The 15,450-nt window shown below is 55.1% G+C and carries 14 protein-coding genes; 1 reads left to right on the plus strand and 13 read right to left on the minus strand.

The window, feature by feature from the left end; genetic code table 11:
* Positions 1–3 precede the first annotated feature (3 nt).
* The 5 genes from I6L54_RS04535 to rpsU all read right to left on the minus strand — a co-directional run bounded on the left by I6L54_RS04535 (position 4) and on the right by rpsU (position 7,623).
* Positions 4–2,001 carry a TonB-dependent receptor domain-containing protein gene (locus I6L54_RS04535; protein ID WP_040230557.1) on the minus strand — a complete coding sequence of 666 codons (1,998 nt, stop codon included), beginning with the start codon at positions 1,999–2,001 and terminating at the stop codon, positions 4–6.
* Positions 2,002–2,011: 10 nt separating this feature from the next.
* Positions 2,012–3,061 carry a 7-bladed beta-propeller protein YncE gene (yncE, locus tag I6L54_RS04540; RefSeq protein WP_040230558.1) on the minus strand — a complete coding sequence of 350 codons (1,050 nt, stop codon included), beginning with the start codon at positions 3,059–3,061 and terminating at the stop codon, positions 2,012–2,014.
* A gap of 159 nt (positions 3,062–3,220) precedes the next feature.
* The gene (gene rpoD, locus I6L54_RS04545; protein WP_003024699.1) at positions 3,221–5,068 is read right to left on the minus strand and encodes an RNA polymerase sigma factor RpoD; all 1,848 of its coding nucleotides are present in this window, start codon (positions 5,066–5,068) and stop codon (positions 3,221–3,223) included.
* 359 nt (positions 5,069–5,427) lie between these two features.
* A complete protein-coding gene (gene dnaG, locus I6L54_RS04550) occupies positions 5,428–7,173 on the minus strand; it encodes a DNA primase (protein WP_137378483.1) in 1,746 nt (581 codons plus the stop codon).
* A 234-nt stretch (positions 7,174–7,407) separates the two neighbouring features.
* A complete protein-coding gene (rpsU, locus tag I6L54_RS04555) occupies positions 7,408–7,623 on the minus strand; it encodes a 30S ribosomal protein S21 (RefSeq protein WP_001144069.1) in 216 nt (71 codons plus the stop codon).
* Between the two features lie 236 nt (positions 7,624–7,859).
* Here rpsU and tsaD point away from each other — a divergent pair, with 236 nt between their 5' ends.
* Positions 7,860–8,873: a tRNA (adenosine(37)-N6)-threonylcarbamoyltransferase complex transferase subunit TsaD gene (tsaD, locus tag I6L54_RS04560; protein WP_003024694.1), complete on the plus strand. Its 1,014-nt coding sequence runs from the start codon at positions 7,860–7,862 to the stop codon at positions 8,871–8,873.
* 37 nt (positions 8,874–8,910) lie between these two features.
* Here tsaD and ureG read toward each other — a convergent pair whose 3' ends face one another.
* The 8 genes from ureG to I6L54_RS04600 form a co-directional block, all read right to left on the minus strand.
* The gene (ureG, locus tag I6L54_RS04565) at positions 8,911–9,528 is read right to left on the minus strand and encodes an urease accessory protein UreG (RefSeq protein WP_003838095.1); all 618 of its coding nucleotides are present in this window, start codon (positions 9,526–9,528) and stop codon (positions 8,911–8,913) included.
* 9 nt (positions 9,529–9,537) lie between these two features.
* Complete coding sequence (locus I6L54_RS04570) at positions 9,538–10,209, minus strand: urease accessory protein UreF (protein WP_040233946.1); 672 nt, start codon at positions 10,207–10,209, stop codon at positions 9,538–9,540.
* A complete protein-coding gene (gene ureE, locus I6L54_RS04575; RefSeq protein WP_040233947.1) occupies positions 10,209–10,667 on the minus strand; it encodes an urease accessory protein UreE in 459 nt (152 codons plus the stop codon). Before ureE ends, I6L54_RS04570 begins: the two co-directional genes overlap by 1 nt.
* Positions 10,668–10,676: 9 nt before the next feature.
* On the minus strand, positions 10,677–12,380 hold the full coding sequence (ureC, locus tag I6L54_RS04580; protein WP_040233948.1) for an urease subunit alpha: 1,704 nt from the start codon (positions 12,378–12,380) through the stop codon (positions 10,677–10,679).
* Positions 12,373–12,693 (minus strand): urease subunit beta, encoded by a 321-nt coding sequence (locus I6L54_RS04585; RefSeq protein WP_005120895.1) that lies wholly within the window; start codon positions 12,691–12,693, stop codon positions 12,373–12,375. Before I6L54_RS04585 ends, ureC begins: the two co-directional genes overlap by 8 nt.
* 9 nt (positions 12,694–12,702) lie before the next feature.
* Positions 12,703–13,005 carry an urease subunit gamma gene (locus I6L54_RS04590; RefSeq protein WP_003024678.1) on the minus strand — a complete coding sequence of 101 codons (303 nt, stop codon included), beginning with the start codon at positions 13,003–13,005 and terminating at the stop codon, positions 12,703–12,705.
* Between the two features lie 10 nt (positions 13,006–13,015).
* Positions 13,016–13,834, minus strand: coding sequence for an urease accessory protein UreD (locus I6L54_RS04595; RefSeq protein WP_209442491.1), 819 nt, complete (start codon positions 13,832–13,834; stop codon positions 13,016–13,018).
* Between the two features lie 128 nt (positions 13,835–13,962).
* Positions 13,963–15,426 carry an anion permease gene (locus tag I6L54_RS04600; protein WP_005120897.1) on the minus strand — a complete coding sequence of 488 codons (1,464 nt, stop codon included), beginning with the start codon at positions 15,424–15,426 and terminating at the stop codon, positions 13,963–13,965.
* Between the last annotated feature and the right edge of the window lie 24 nt (positions 15,427–15,450).

The following is a 15,450-nucleotide window of genomic DNA, read 5'->3' on the forward strand; positions in this document are numbered from 1 at the left end:
CTGTCAGAACTCGAAGCGTGCGCCCATGTTGTAGCGGCGTCCTTCCAGGATGGAAGACTGGTTATAGGACGTTTTGTAGATTGGGTTCACGTCGAACAGGTTATAAACCCCCGCCATCAATGTGATGCTCTTGTTGAGATGGTAGCGTGCCCCTAAATCGACCAGCGCATAGGCGTCGGTTGACGTTGATTTGCCGATGTCCGGCGTATTGCTGCGCCAGCTGGCTTTGCTCCACAGTTCAAGATCGTTAAGTGCATTCCATGTCAGAGACAGGTTGGCCATGCTCGTCGGGAACTCGTTCAGTGCCTCGCCCTTGTACTGACCGCTCTTTTGCTCGCTGTGGGTATAGGTGTAGTTCGCATTCGCTTTCAGCGCGGCAGTGACCTGCCAGTCGCCGTTCAGCTCCAGGCCATAGATTTCCGCGTCGCTGACGTTGAAATACTGCGAGACCTCTTCCGCTTCATACCCGTTATAAATGCACTTCTGCGTGGCCGTTGCGGTACAGATGGTGTAGTCGCTGATCTTGTTCTTGAATTTGGTGAAGAACACGGTTGCATCCAGCGCCAGTGTGTCCTGTTGCCAGTAGACGCCCAGCTCGGTGTTGACGCTCTGCTCAGGTTTCAGGTCATCGTTACCGATCCCAATGAAGGAATACGGATACGAACCGTAGACGCTGGTGAAACCTTCATTGTTCTCACGCAGGTCCGGTTTTTTATAGCCCGCCGATACGCCGCCCTTCAGCGCCCAGCTTTCGTCAATCGTCCAGTTACCGTAGAGTTTTGGCGTGACGTGGTAGCCAAAGTAGCTGTCGTGATCGAGACGCGCCGAGGTGGTGAGGGTGAAGTCCGGAACCATCATCCAGGCATCTTCCGCGAAGATGGCCCAGCCGTCACGGGTGATCTTGCTGACCGGCGTTATGCCCGGCACTTCTTTGTTTTCGATGCCGAAAGTGTCGTCCAGCTCATTACGGGTGAAGTTGATCCCCAGCGTCAGCTTGTGGTCGCCCAGTGTAAAGGTGTTCGCGCTGTTGGCTTCATAGTTTTTCTGCTTAATGAACTGCGAACTCATGCCCGGCACACGATACTCGGTTTTAGCGTTCTCGTAGCTGATGAAGTTCTTCACTTCCAGCAGATCGTCGCCGTACCAGGCATGCTGCGCAAGTGAAGCGGCATCGCGGTCAAAGTCCCATTGCCAGGCTTTATCATTGTGTGATTTTACCTGATGCCCTTTGACGACGTTCAAATCCCACAGTTGGGTGTCGGTCGGCGACATGTTGATGGTGGCATCCAGATTGCCAGCCTGGTGCTTCACAAAGCGCCCATCGGAGATGCTGTCGTCATCACGGCGATCAAGATAATCCGCCGCTACGCTCACCCCGAGCTTGCTGGGGATAATTGGCCCCATCAGGAAGACATTGGTCTGGTTGGTGTTACCGTACTCGCTCTTCTCTTGCAGGAAGTAGTTATCTTCCAGCACACCCGTCCATTTATCGAGGTTGTAGCCTTTTTTGGTGATGACGTTGACCACGCCCCCGATGGAGTCAGAGCCATACAGTGAGGACATCGGTCCGCGAATCACCTCGATTCGCTCGATAGCAGCAAGCGGCGGTAAAAAGGCAGCCTCTGTCCCGATATGGTGTCCGTAAGGACGCGATTCGCGGGTGCCTTGTTTGATGCCGTTGACCATGTAGGAGGTATAGGTCGAGTCCATGCCGCGCATCTGCACATCGCCTGTGGCAAGGCTACCGTTGCCATTACCCACCAATACGCCGGGCATCTCGCGAAGGGCTTCGGTGACGTTCTGGTTAGAGCGGGTGTTCAGTTCTTTCTCGCCGATGACGGAGATGGTCGCCGGTGCCTCACGGCGTTCCTGTGCGAAACCGGTGGCGGTGACCACCAGTTGATCTTCATTATCTGGTGTGGTTTCTTCGGCGAAAACGGTCGCCGGGAGGCTGGCAAGGGCGAGCGAAATCGCCAGCGCGGTACGAGTCTGGTTAATCACAACGCATTCCTCAGAACTGGGTTAAATCGAGCTTGAGTACATAGTCAGCCTTGTTGGCTTTTTCATCCTGCTTCACGCTAACGAAGAGCGTTTTGCTGTCAGGAGAAAGCACCATGCTGTTTGGCATTGCTGCCGTTTTGATGGTGTGCTTCAGGCTGTAAGTGTTGGCATCGATAACGCTAATCTGACGGGCATTGCGATGGGTAACATACACTTCGTTGCGGGCAGGGTTATAGACCGCAGCGATAGAGTTTGGCGTGGGAACACGGTGAACAATTTTACCGTTGTCCAGTTGAACTACCAGCACGTCGGCGGTGTTGGTATCGGCGATAAATCCGACGCCTTTGGCCGTGTTCAACGCGATGTTCAGGAAGTAATGCTTCGGCTCGGAGGGGTCAACCTTCACACGCGACAGAACCTGCGACGTTTTGCCATCCAGGGTAACCAGTTCGCCTTTGCCGGTGACGGCGTAAACTTTATTGCCAGCTTCATCAACGGCGAAACCGACCGGATCCATCCCTTTGAGAGCGTGTAATAGTTTCTGGTTATGCGTGTCGACAACCCACAGCACACCTTTATTTTCACTGCCAATACCGGAGACATACAGACGGTGGTGCTTCTTGTCGAGCACCACTTCACGAACGTGGGCTTTATTTTCTTCGTCTGCAAGCTGAAGCATTTTCACTTCTTTATGGGTGCGGGTATCCAGCAGGGTCAGTGAGCCATCCAGCGCATTACCTAGCCAGAGAATGTGGTTAGGTTCATCCAGTGAGACCGCAAAAGGACGGCGTTCGGTGGCGATCCGCTCATCGACTTTTAATGATTCAGTTGAAAACAGGAACACTTCACCGGCGGTTTTATCTTTGTCGAAAGAGGGGGCAGAGGCTGCATAGATAGCCTGTTGTCCGGCGTCATAAGCCAGTTCGTAAACGCCATGACCAAGCGTCTGAGAGGCGAACTGATCCTCAGTAAAGTCTTTTGCCAGGGCTGAACCGGCATAAAGTGCCAGTGAAATCGCAAGCGCGCAGAGGGACTTATTTTTTAATGTTTTGAAATTCATGTCATTTTTCTTTACAGTTGTTTACGAAAAGAAAAATGATAATGAAAATAAATATCATTTACAATTGCATGTATAGGCAATGCCCCTACCAATTTTTGTACACTGCGGAAAATCTCAAAAAAAAGCTCCCCGGAGGGAGCTTCTTAATAACAGAAACGATTAATCGTCGAGGAAGCTACGCAGTACTTCAGAACGGCTCGGGTGACGCAGTTTACGCAATGCCTTCGCTTCGATCTGACGGATACGTTCGCGGGTAACGTCGAACTGTTTACCGACTTCTTCCAGCGTGTGGTCGGTGTTCATATCGATACCGAAACGCATACGCAGAACTTTTGCTTCACGGGCGGTCAGGCCAGCCAGGACGTCGTGCGTGGCGGCACGCAGGCTCTCGGTAGTTGCAGAATCCAGCGGCAGCTCGAGGGTGGTATCCTCGATGAAATCACCCAGATGCGAATCTTCATCGTCGCCGATCGGCGTTTCCATGGAGATAGGCTCTTTAGCGATCTTCAGCACTTTACGGATCTTGTCTTCCGGCATCAGCATGCGTTCAGCCAGTTCTTCCGGCGTAGGCTCGCGGCCCATCTCTTGCAGCATCTGACGGGAGATACGGTTGAGCTTGTTGATGGTCTCAATCATATGTACCGGGATACGAATGGTACGCGCCTGATCCGCGATCGAACGGGTGATCGCCTGACGGATCCACCAGGTTGCATAGGTGGAGAACTTGTAACCACGACGGTATTCAAACTTATCAACCGCTTTCATCAGACCGATGTTGCCTTCCTGAATCAGATCCAGGAACTGCAGACCACGGTTGGTGTATTTCTTAGCGATGGAGATAACCAGACGTAAGTTTGCTTCAACCATCTCTTTTTTCGCACGGCGGGCTTTCGCTTCACCAATGGACATACGACGGTTGATGTCTTTAACCTGCTCGATGGTCAGGCCGGTTTCTTCTTCAATCTGCTGCAGTTTCTGCAGGCCGCGGTGAACGTCATCTGCCACATCGTGCAGTTTTTCAGACCACGGTTTGTTCATCGCGATTGCCGCGTTGAACCAGGTTTCGCTGGTTTCGTTGCCAGTGAACAGGGTGATGAAGTTTTTCTTCGGCATTTTGCACTGCTCAACGCAGAGCTTCATGATCAGACGTTCCTGAGTACGCACACGGTCCATCATGACGCGCATGCTGTTTACCAGGTAGTCGAACTGCTTCGGCACCAGGCGGAACTGTTTGAACACTTCGGACAGCTTCTGAATTTCTTCCTGCGCGGCAGCATGGCTGCGGCCTTTCGCTTTGATGGTGTCGCGAGTGATTTCGTACTGAGTACGCAGTTCACCGAATTTTTCACGCGCTAACTCAGGGTCGATGCTGTTGTCGTCATCGCTGCTGTCGTCGTCGCCATCTTCTTCATCTTCGTCTTCATCGTCATCCATCTCTTCCTGAGAAAGTTCAGAGCCGACGTGGGTCGCGGTTGGCGCCATGTCTTCTTCTGCGTTCGGATCGACAAAGCCGGTGATCAGATCGGAAAGACGTGCTTCTTCAGCTTCTACGCGATCGTATTGCTCAAGCAGGTAGGTGATGGCTTCCGGGTATTCGGCAACGGAGCATTGAACCTGGTTAATCCCGTCTTCGATGCGTTTAGCGATGTCGATTTCGCCTTCACGGGTTAACAGTTCAACGGTACCCATTTCACGCATGTACATGCGAACCGGGTCAGTTGTACGGCCGATTTCGGACTCAACGCTGGACAGAACCTGGGCAGCCGCTTCTTCCGCGTCTTCATCGGTGCTGTTGGAGGTTTCAGCAAGCAGCAGATCATCGGCATCCGGTGCTTCTTCCATCACCTGAATACCCATGTCATTGATCATTTGGATGATGTCTTCGATTTGATCTGAATCGACGATATCTTCCGGCAGATGGTCATTGACCTCGGCATAGGTCAGATAGCCTTGCTCCTTACCACGTTGGACAAGAAGCTTCAGCTGTGACTGCGGGTTTTGCTCCATAAGACGGTATCCACACTTAATTCGTTTGATTGGTGTTGGGCGGTAAAACCGCCAACGGCAAAACGAGGGCATACTTATATTTTGCCGCTGCCTCTCCGTGCGGCTGTCGGGGGCTTCCCGAACGATATTCGGCAGTTAAGCCGTTAAATACTTCATCTTTCACGTTGTCTCTGCGTTAGCTGCGTTCGTTACTCGGCTCATCCTGAGCCTCGCCCCTTACGGGGCCGCCGCAAGCAGCGTTCAAATCCGCTCCCGGCGGATTTGTCATCCTGGTCATGTACTTATGTACACTCCCAGGCGTTCGTTCACTTGCTGCCTTGATACAACGCGAATGATTTTGTCTTTGTTTTGTCTTTCTGTTATTTCCTGGCCAGTTCCTGGTTTAGTGTCCAGAGTTCCCGGCGTTCTTCGCTGCTTAAACCGTGTGTGCGCTCACGAGCTATCAACTCTTCCTGGCGCAGTTCAAGCATCGAATCAAACATATGGTTGAGTGAGTCGGTGAAGGTTTTTTCTGCGATATCTTTATCTGCTATATCGTCCCACATCGACAGTTTTTCAAGGGTCGCAGCATCATTTGTGCCACGATAGTGTTCTAAAAGTTGCCCAGTGGTCAGACCTGGCTGAGCCAGACAAGTGTTGACCAGTTCTCTGAATAAGCCAAGTCCAGGCAGCTTATTTCGATCCAGAGCGCCTAACGGCGGAACCAGCGGAGCCAAATCCGGGTTTTGCACCAGTAACCCTATCAGTATACGCATGGTCGTACGTTTTAGCTGTGGAACAGGGCGGGAAGCCCCATTTTCTGCCAGTTTTGGCATTAAACGTTCAAGCTGGCTGTCATCCAGAATGCCGAGCTTGTTTCCCAACTCCTGTCGCAGATAAATGCGTAACGTTTCACCTGGTACCTGAGTGATCAGCGGTAGCGCCAGCGTACTGAGCTGTGCGCGCCCGTCTGGGGTACTCAAATCGACCTGCGGCAACAGGCTGTTAAATAAAAACGCGGAGAGCGGCAGCGCCTGCTCCATCCGGGCTTCAAAGGCCTCTTTCCCTTCTTTACGCACCAGCGTATCGGGGTCTTCGCCGTCAGGTAAAAACATAAAACGTAGCTGGCGGCCGTCTGTCATATAAGGCAGTGCGGTTTCCAGCGCGCGCCATGCTGCGTCGCGTCCGGCACGGTCGCCGTCGTAACAGCAAATTACGTTGTTCGTCGCGCGGAACAACAGTTGGATGTGATCGGCGGTGGTTGACGTCCCAAGGGATGCCACGGCGTAGTTAATTCCGTATTGCGCCAGCGCCACCACATCCATATAGCCTTCTACCACTAACAGGCGCTGTGGATCGGCGTTATCCTGCTGGGCTTCATAAAGACCATACAGCTGGCGACCTTTATGGAAAATATCGGTTTCCGGGGAGTTCAGATACTTCGGCAGGGCATCGCCCAGCACGCGTCCACCAAAACCAATGACCCGACCACGTTTGTCGCGGATGGGGAACATCACCCGTTCGCGGAAGCGATCGTAACTGCGTCCCTGATCGTTGGTGACCAACATCCCCGCATCAACCAGCGATTTGCGATTCTCAGCATTGCCGCCAAACCGTTTCAGGACGTTGTCCCAACCGGGGGGCGCAAAACCAATAGCAAAACGGGTGATTACGTCGCTACTTAATCCTCGCTTTTCCAGGTACTGGCGCGCAGGGGTAGCGGCGGGCTGCATCAAAGACTGTTGATAAAAAGTGTTCAGGCCGTCCATCAATTGATAAAGGCTTTGCCGTTGATGGCGCTCTATCTGACTGGGGCCACTGCCTGCTTCATAGGGCACTTCTAAGTTGTGCATTGCGGCCAGTTCTTCGACGGTTTCCACGAACTCAAGCTTGTCGTAGTTCATGAGAAAGTCGACGGCGTTGCCATGCGCGCCACACCCAAAGCAGTGATAAAACTGTTTTTCACCGTTTACGGTGAAAGAGGGGGTTTTTTCGTTATGGAACGGACAGCACGCGTGATAATTTTTGCCCTGCTTTTTCAGCTTTACCCGCGCGTCGATGAGATCGACGATGTCGGTTCTTGCCAGCAGGTCATTGATAAATACGCGTGGAATTCGTCCAGCCATATGCCCCTTTTATACACTTCATCCTTCAGCCTGCCTCTGTGTTGGCTGCGCTCGCTCACCCCTGTCACTTACTTATGTAAGCTCCGGGGCTTCACTCACTTGCCGCCTTGATGCATACTGAATGATTTTGTGTATATGCCAATGCATAAACGAAAATAAGCCGCGCATTCCTTCCGGAAGCACGGCCTTACAACTACAACTCAGTCTGAATTGAGAGCGTTGGCTCTCAATAGATTAGTACAGACGAGTGCGGCGTGCGTTTTCGCGAGCCAGTTTCTTCGCGTGACGTTTCACAGCAGAAGCTTTAGCGCGCTTACGTTCGGTAGTCGGTTTTTCATAGAACTCACGACGACGAACTTCCGCCAGAACACCTGCTTTTTCGCATGAACGCTTGAAGCGACGCAGTGCTACGTCGAACGGCTCGTTTTCACGTACTTTAATTACCGGCATGTAACTCTCACCTTTAATAAATTCGGTTTGCCGCTGGCATCAACGCCAGCTTATTTCAAAATGGTGCGGAATTTTACTGCAATTGCTGCTGCTTTGTAAAGCACCGACGCGATTTTGAAAGGGACTTTTATAAGGACAAGGAGTATACACGAGCGGAACTCCTGGGGCGAACAAAGTTTTACATCAACCCGCATTGGTCCTACACTGCGCGGTAATAGAGCGAGGTAAAACAAGTCATGCGTGTACTGGGTATTGAAACATCCTGCGATGAAACCGGCATCGCCATTTACGACGATGAAAAAGGTCTTTTAGCCAACCAATTGTATAGTCAGGTGAAATTACACGCTGACTACGGCGGCGTAGTGCCAGAACTGGCCTCGCGCGATCACGTACGTAAAACCGTACCGCTGATCCAGGCCGCGCTGAAAGAGGCGGGACTGACGGCAAAAGAGATTGATGCGGTGGCGTATACCGCAGGTCCTGGTCTGGTTGGCGCGCTGTTGGTCGGCGCCACCGTAGGACGTTCGCTGGCGTTCGCCTGGGGCGTGCCGGCAATTCCTGTACACCATATGGAAGGGCATCTGCTGGCGCCGATGCTGGAAGATAATCCTCCTGCTTTTCCGTTCGTCGCGCTGCTGGTTTCCGGCGGTCACACGCAGCTGATTAGCGTCACCGGTATCGGTCAGTATGAATTGCTGGGCGAATCGATTGATGATGCCGCTGGCGAAGCGTTTGATAAAACGGCCAAGCTGCTGGGGCTGGATTACCCTGGCGGCCCAATGTTGTCAAAACTGGCATCGCAAGGCGTTGAAAAACGTTTTGTCTTCCCGCGCCCGATGACCGACCGTCCGGGGCTGGATTTCAGCTTCTCCGGGCTGAAAACCTTTGCCGCGAATACCATTCGTAATAACGAAAATGACGATCAGACGCGCGCAGATATCGCCCGTGCGTTTGAAGATGCGGTAGTGGATACGCTGATGATCAAGTGCAAACGCGCACTGGATCAAACCGGTTTTAAACGTCTGGTGATGGCGGGGGGCGTGAGCGCGAACCGTACGCTGCGCGCAAAATTGGCTGAAATGATGCAAAAACGTCGTGGCGAAGTATTTTACGCGCGTCCGGAATTTTGTACCGACAACGGGGCGATGATCGCCTACGCGGGCATGGTGCGTTTTAAAGCGGGCGCAACGGCGGATCTTGGCGTAACCGTGCGCCCACGCTGGCCGCTGGCGGAATTACCGGCGGCGTGATTTTTTGCCCGGTGGCGCAATGTTACCGGGCAAGACGCTACATCCGCAGCATTCCTTTCTCTTCCAGAAACGCGATAATTTTTTCCAGACCCTCTCCGGATTTTAAATTACTGAACGTCCACGGACGCTCGCCGCGCATGCGCAGGGTATCGCGTTCCATCACCTCCAGCGAGGCGCCGACGTAAGGCGCTAAATCGGTTTTATTGATCACCAGAAAATCGGATTTAGTGATCCCCGGCCCCCCCTTACGTGGGATCTTCTCGCCTTCGGCAACGTCGATCACATAGATCGTCAGATCCGCTAATTCTGGGCTAAAGGTGGCGCTCAGGTTATCGCCACCGCTTTCCACAAAAATCAGATCCAGATTGCCGAATTTCTCGCTCAGCGCCTCTACGGCAGCCAGATTCATCGAGGCATCTTCGCGGATGGCGGTATGCGGGCAGCCGCCGGTTTCCACACCGACGATCCTGTCTGGCTCCAGTGCGCCCGCTTCGGTGAGAATGCGCTGATCTTCTTTGGTGTAGATATCGTTAGTCACTACCGCCAGTTGATAGCTGCTGCGCATGGCTTTGCATAACGCTTCCAGCAGCGCCGTTTTGCCGGAACCGACCGGGCCGCCAACGCCCACACGCAGGGGATGCTTGTAGTTACTCATTTTTTCTCCTCAGGAGCGGAATAATCGGGAATATTGCGTTTCATGCCGGGCAGAGGCGATTGCAGCCAGCGGCGTTGCGGAGCCGAGACTGGCGTCAGGCGTCGCCAGCGCCTGTGCCAGACCCTGCGCATAGCGATCGCAGAGCGCAATAATCAAACGCTGGGCCGCCTGTTGTCCAAAAGGAACCAGCTTGACGCCAGCCATCACAGCGCTCTCAATCCAGCTGTAGCCGAGGCTTAACGCCAGCTCGGTCAGGGGGATTTTCCAGCGCACGGCCAGCCAGGCCATGCCGCAGAGTTGGCTGTCGGCGAAGAGAGTGCGCCACTCTCGCGAGCAATCCACCTCCCAGTCGGTGACCAGCCGCGTAAACGCCGCGCCCCGGCTGCGTTCTTCATCCCGCAGTTCGCGGGTTTCGCGACAGGCTAACAGGTAAGCGCTCCAGCGGCGCGCGGCGGTGAGATCGTCCTGCTCGCAGGCGCGATACAGTCTCGCCAGCAGCGGTAGGTCGACGGTAAAAAAGTTCTGCTCCATCTGCTGAATTTGCCAGGCAGAGAAGTCATCGATGCTTTTCACCCAGCCAATCTCCACCGCCCACTCCAGACCCTGGGACCAGGTAAACGACCCCACCGGGAGTGCGCTGCTGGCGAGGTGCATCAGACGCAGCTGTTGGGTGTTATACATCAGTGCGCATGGCCGTGATGATGCCCGTGTGATTCACTGGCATAAGCGCCTGCTTCCGGTTCAAACGGTAGTTGAGCGAACGTCACCTCAAGGTTGAACTGGCGCAGCATGGCGTCCAGCACATGATCGTGGTGGTAGCGCAGCTCATCCGGCAGGATTTGCAGCGGAACGTGGCGATTGCCGAGGTGATAACAGGCTTTGGCGAGCAGGAAAGGATCGGCGCAGCGCACCACGGAAACCGACTCCGGCGCGGCGATCACTTCGATCACCTCGCTGCCATCGTCGGTGGTCAGCAGGTCGCCACCGCGTAACAGCAAACCGCGCGGTAGCATCAACCCGGCTTCGCGACCGTCGTTCAGCGCCACTCTGGCACGACTTTTTACCCGCATATCAATGGGTAGCGTGACGCTTGCGGTGACGCAGTGGGTATGGTCCAGGCGTTGGGTCAGGTAGATCATCGTCACTCCTCAAAACAGAAAATAGCGTTGCGCCATTGGCAAAACGTTGGCCGGTTCGCTGGTAATCAGTTCGCCATCAATACGCACCTCGTAGGTCTGAGCATCAACGGTGATATTGGGTTGCAGGTCGTTGTGGATCATGTCGGCCTTTTTCACCGTTCTGCAGCCTTTGACGACGGCGATGGCGCTTTGCAGGTTGAGTTGCTGCGCGATGTTCTGCGCGTCAGCGGCCTGCGAAATAAAGGTCAACCGGGTGTGATGCCGCGCCGCGCCAAGTGCGCCGAACATCATGCGGTAATGCACCGGCTGCGGAGTCGGGATCGAGGCGTTGATGTCGCCCATCGGCGCGCAGGCAATCATCCCGCCCTTAACGATCGTTGCCGGTTTTACGCCAAAGAATGCCGGTGACCACAGCACCAGATCGGCCAGTTTGCCAGGCTCAACGGAGCCGACTTCATGAGCGATACCGTGGGTTAGCGCCGGATTGATGGTGTATTTGGCGACGTAGCGTTTAACGCGCAGGTTGTCGTTGTCGCCGGTCTCTTCTGCCAGGGTGCCACGCTGCGCCTTCATACGGTGTGCTACCTGCCAGGTGCGCAGAATCACTTCGCCCACGCGCCCCATTGCCTGTGAATCGGACGAGGTCAGGGAAAAGGCGCCAATGTCATGCAGCACATCTTCGGCAGCGATCGTTTCCCGGCGAATGCGTGATTCGGCAAAGGCCACATCTTCGGCGATATCCGGATCGAGATGGTGGCAAACCATCAGCATGTCGAGATGCTCGTCGATGGTGTTGAGGGTATAGGGCAGCGTCGGGTTCGTAGAGGAGGGCAGGATATTCGGATGTGCGCAGGCGGTGATGATATCCGGCGCATGGCCGCCACCCGCCCCTTCGGTGTGGAAGGTATGAATAGTGCGATCGCCAATCGCCGCCAGCGTATCTTCGACGAATCCAGACTCATTCAACGTGTCGCTGTGCAACGCGACCTGGATGTCCATTTCGTCGGCCACGGTCAGCGCGCAGTCGATAGCGGCGGGCGTGGCACCCCAGTCTTCATGGATTTTCAGGCCAATTGCGCCCGCGGTGATTTGCTCGCGCAAGGCGTCAGGATTTGAGCCGTTACCTTTGCCCAGTAAACCGATGTTAACCGGCAATGCGTCTGCCGCCTGCAGCATGCGCGCGATGTGCCACGGACCCGGCGTACAGGTGGTGGCGTGAGTTCCCGCGGCCGGACCGGTGCCGCCGCCGATCATCGTCGTTACGCCGGAAACCAGCGCCTCCTGCGCCTGCTGTGGGCAGATCCAGTGAATATGCGTATCCACGCCGCCCGCGGTGACGATCTTGCCCTCCCCGGCGATGACTTCAGTTCCCACGCCTATCGGGATCGTGACGTTGGGCTGAATATCGGGATTACCTGCTTTGCCGATGGCGAAGATCCTGCCGGCTTTGATGCCGATATCCGCTTTCACGATCCCCCAGTGATCGACGATCAGCGCGTTGGTTATTACCAGATCCACACACGCTTGCGCGCGCATTTGCCCCTGGCCCATGCCGTCGCGGATCACTTTTCCGCCGCCGAATTTGACCTCTTCGCCGTAGGTGGTGAAATCTTTTTCTACTTCGATCCACAGGTCAGTATCTGCCAGGCGTACCTTATCGCCGGTGGTTGGGCCAAACATATCGGCGTACGCCTGCCGGGAAATTTCACTCATTATCTGCCTCCAGCGCGCCCATCACTTCACTGCGAAAACCCACGATCCTTTGTGCGCCAGCGACGCGCACCAGTTCGACTTCGCGTTTTTGTCCCGGCTCAAAACGCACCGCTGTGCCCGCAGCAATGTTCAGACGAAAGCCGCGTGCGGCCAGCCTGTCAAAGCGCAGCGCCGGGTTCACTTCGTAAAAGTGATAGTGCGATCCCACCTGGATGGGCCTGTCGCCATGATTTTCCACCACAATCGTGCAGGTCTCCCGCCCTGGATTGAGCGCGATATTGCCTTTTGCGATCTGATATTCACCTGGGATCATTACCGCTCCTTAGACGATCGGGTTGTGGACGGTGACCAGCTTCGAGCCGTCCGGAAACGTGGCTTCAACCTGAATATCCGGGATCATTTCCGGTACGCCTTCCATCACCTGATCGCGACGCAGCACGTGACGCCCGTCTTCCATCAGGGCGGCTACGGTTTGCCCGTCGCGCGCGCCTTCCATGATGAAAGCGCTAATCAGCGCCACCGATTCCGGGTAGTTCAGCTTCAGCCCGCGGGCCAGGCGGCGTTCCGCCACCAGCGCGGCGGTAAACAGCAACAACTTGTCTTTTTCTCTGGGAGTCAGTTCCATAAGGGTTCTCTTAGGTTTGCCAGATTCGCGGGAGTACGGGAGATTTCTGCGTAAGCAGCGGGCGCAGGAATTGCCAGATGTCACGCATCACGCACTGAACAACCAGGTTGTCGTTAGCAAGAAAACGGATTGTCAGCAGCGAGTCGTTAAGCGTTGCCCCGGCGTAATCGCCAAACGGTGTAAGCCGCTCGCGCGTGCCCTCCAGCATGTGTTCGCTGGACGGATAACACAGCAACGTGCCGACCCAGGGGTGATGCGCGACGCCGCTCAGATTCCCCTCCTGCAACTGCAAGCGTTCTATCAGCAGCGGCTGCCCATCTCGCCACACTTCCAGGCGATTTTGCAGCACGCCGTGGCTGAAAGTTTCCTGCATAACCGGTCGGCCAAGACACAACAGATCCCAGGCCAGCAAGCGGCTTGCGGATGCGATGTGAAAGACGGATTGAATAACAGCGTTGGCGCCGGGAAAGAGGATCGTATCCTGCGGCAGCCACTCCAGCGTGGCATGCGAAGCTAGCGTGAAATGCTGGCGCAGCAACGCTTGTGGCCCACGGCTGCGATAAAACTTACCCGCGCCGGGCTGGGTGATTAACGCATGGCTGTTTTCGTCGAGCGTGACGGCAATATGAAGCTCATCCCCACCAACGATTCCCGCAGGTGGATGCAGCAAATAGAGATGACAGACGTCCTCTTCCGGGTAAAACGGGCGCTGGACCGTCAATGGACCATGATGACGCGCCGAGGCGAGCACCGTTTTGTGCCCGGTGCAGGTAAAATGCAGATCCAGTTCAGCCTGCCAGCCCCGTGTGAATGTCTCGTGCGCAACCATGTCCAGAGCGTTTCCCTTATCAGCATGAGGGTGTTTGCATACAAAAAAGTATGCCTCAGCGCATCGGGAAACCGATCATATGAGAAGCTTATGGATTAAGGGGCGACAATATGCCGCCCAATGGGAGATTACAGTAAAACGAGGGGCATCCAGACCAGACCGGTGATCACCAGCAGCACGAGGAAAATCAGGCCAAAAATAGCACCGAGTCGCCAGTAATCCACCGTCGGCAAATAGCCGCTGCCGTAGTAGATAGGGCTAGGACCGGTGGCGTACGGGGTCAGAATGCTGCCCAGACCAATGGCGGCACCGACCATCAGGCAGAAGACCGGTAATGGGATTTCCGGCATCGCCAGCGCGGCGGCAATCATCATCGGCGCGAGGGCAGAGGTATACGCCGTGGCGCTGGCAAAGAAGTAGCGCAGCAGGTAGAACACCACGATCAGCGCCACCATCACCATCATCGGCGAATAGCCGCTCAGTCCTCCCGCCAGCAGTTTGCCAAACCAGGAGATAAAGCCGGTGTTGTTCAGTCCGGTGGCGAGCGTTATCAGCGAGGCCAGCCAGAAAAAGACGTTCCACGCGGCTTTATTACTGACGATGTCATCCCAGTTGATGATGCGCAATACCAGCATCAACGCCACCACGCTGTATCCGACCATCGCGGCGTCAATAAAATCGCCGCCGAAAATCCACAGCACCAGTGCGCCGACCATCAGCACCAGCATCTTTTTCTCGCGAGCGCACAGCGGTCCCATCGCTTTTAGCTCTGTATCCGCCCAGCGTGGAACCTGATCGCCGGATTTCAGTACCGGTGGATACAACACATACGCCAGCCACGGCACGATCAGCACCAGCAAAATGCTCAGCGGCAGCATGCCTAAGAACCAGTCGCCCCAGCTCAGCGCCGTGTGGGATGCGCCTTTCATCAGGCCGATCAGCAGCAGGTTCGGCGCCATCGCCGTTAAGAAAATGGCACTGGTGACGCAGTCAGCGACAATGCCCATCCACATAATGTACGAGCCAATGGAGCGTGAACTGGCGCTATTGGGCTGTGAATTATACAGCGGCGGCAGGTTGCGGATAATCGGGTAGATTATTCCGGCTCCGCGCGCGGAGTTGGAAGGCGTGACGGGGGCGAGGATCAGCTCAGAGAACATCACCGCATAGCCGAGAAACAGCGTCCGGTGCCCCATCTTTTTCACCAGCATCAGCGCGATACGCCGACCGAGCCCGGTTTTTTCATAGCCGGTACCAAACATAAAGGCTGCGAAGATCAGCCAGATGACCGAGTTTGAAAAGCCCGATACCGCCCACGACAGCGATTTGGCGGTAAATTTAAAACCGTCCTGCGCGAGCTGCTCCGGGCTGAACAGTAGCCATGGTGAAAGGACGGCGATGATCGAAATGCCAATCATCGCCACCACCGCGCCCGGTACAGGCTCCAGAATAAGCCCGACAATCACACCGGTAAAGACGGCAAAATAGAGCCAGGTATGACTCTCAAGACCGGTGGGGACGGGCAGAACAGCAATAATGGCGATGACTACCAGCGGAGCCAGGTATCGCCACCAACCAGCTAAAGGTGCCATTGTTGTATCCCTGCGAAGAGGGAG

The organism is Citrobacter pasteurii (genome assembly GCF_019047765.1).
Taxonomy (GTDB): Bacteria; Pseudomonadota; Gammaproteobacteria; order Enterobacterales; family Enterobacteriaceae; genus Citrobacter; species Citrobacter pasteurii.

Coding starts and splice junctions, on each gene's coding strand:
- ureE (WP_040233947.1), bottom strand. CDS start 10,667: ATGATCTACCTGACCCAACGCCTGGACCATACCCACTGCGTCACCGCA.
- yncE (WP_040230558.1), bottom strand. CDS start 3,061: ATGAATTTCAAAACATTAAAAAATAAGTCCCTCTGCGCGCTTGCGATT.
- rpsU (WP_001144069.1), bottom strand. CDS start 7,623: ATGCCGGTAATTAAAGTACGTGAAAACGAGCCGTTCGACGTAGCACTG.
- I6L54_RS04600 (WP_005120897.1), bottom strand. CDS start 15,426: ATGGCACCTTTAGCTGGTTGGTGGCGATACCTGGCTCCGCTGGTAGTC.
- I6L54_RS04595 (WP_209442491.1), bottom strand. CDS start 13,834: ATGGTTGCGCACGAGACATTCACACGGGGCTGGCAGGCTGAACTGGAT.
- I6L54_RS04590 (WP_003024678.1), bottom strand. CDS start 13,005: ATGGAACTGACTCCCAGAGAAAAAGACAAGTTGTTGCTGTTTACCGCC.
- dnaG (WP_137378483.1), bottom strand. CDS start 7,173: ATGGCTGGACGAATTCCACGCGTATTTATCAATGACCTGCTGGCAAGA.
- ureC (WP_040233948.1), bottom strand. CDS start 12,380: ATGAGTGAAATTTCCCGGCAGGCGTACGCCGATATGTTTGGCCCAACC.
- ureG (WP_003838095.1), bottom strand. CDS start 9,528: ATGAGTAACTACAAGCATCCCCTGCGTGTGGGCGTTGGCGGCCCGGTC.
- I6L54_RS04570 (WP_040233946.1), bottom strand. CDS start 10,209: ATGTATAACACCCAACAGCTGCGTCTGATGCACCTCGCCAGCAGCGCA.
- tsaD (WP_003024694.1), top strand. CDS start 7,860: ATGCGTGTACTGGGTATTGAAACATCCTGCGATGAAACCGGCATCGCC.
- I6L54_RS04585 (WP_005120895.1), bottom strand. CDS start 12,693: ATGATCCCAGGTGAATATCAGATCGCAAAAGGCAATATCGCGCTCAAT.
- rpoD (WP_003024699.1), bottom strand. CDS start 5,068: ATGGAGCAAAACCCGCAGTCACAGCTGAAGCTTCTTGTCCAACGTGGT.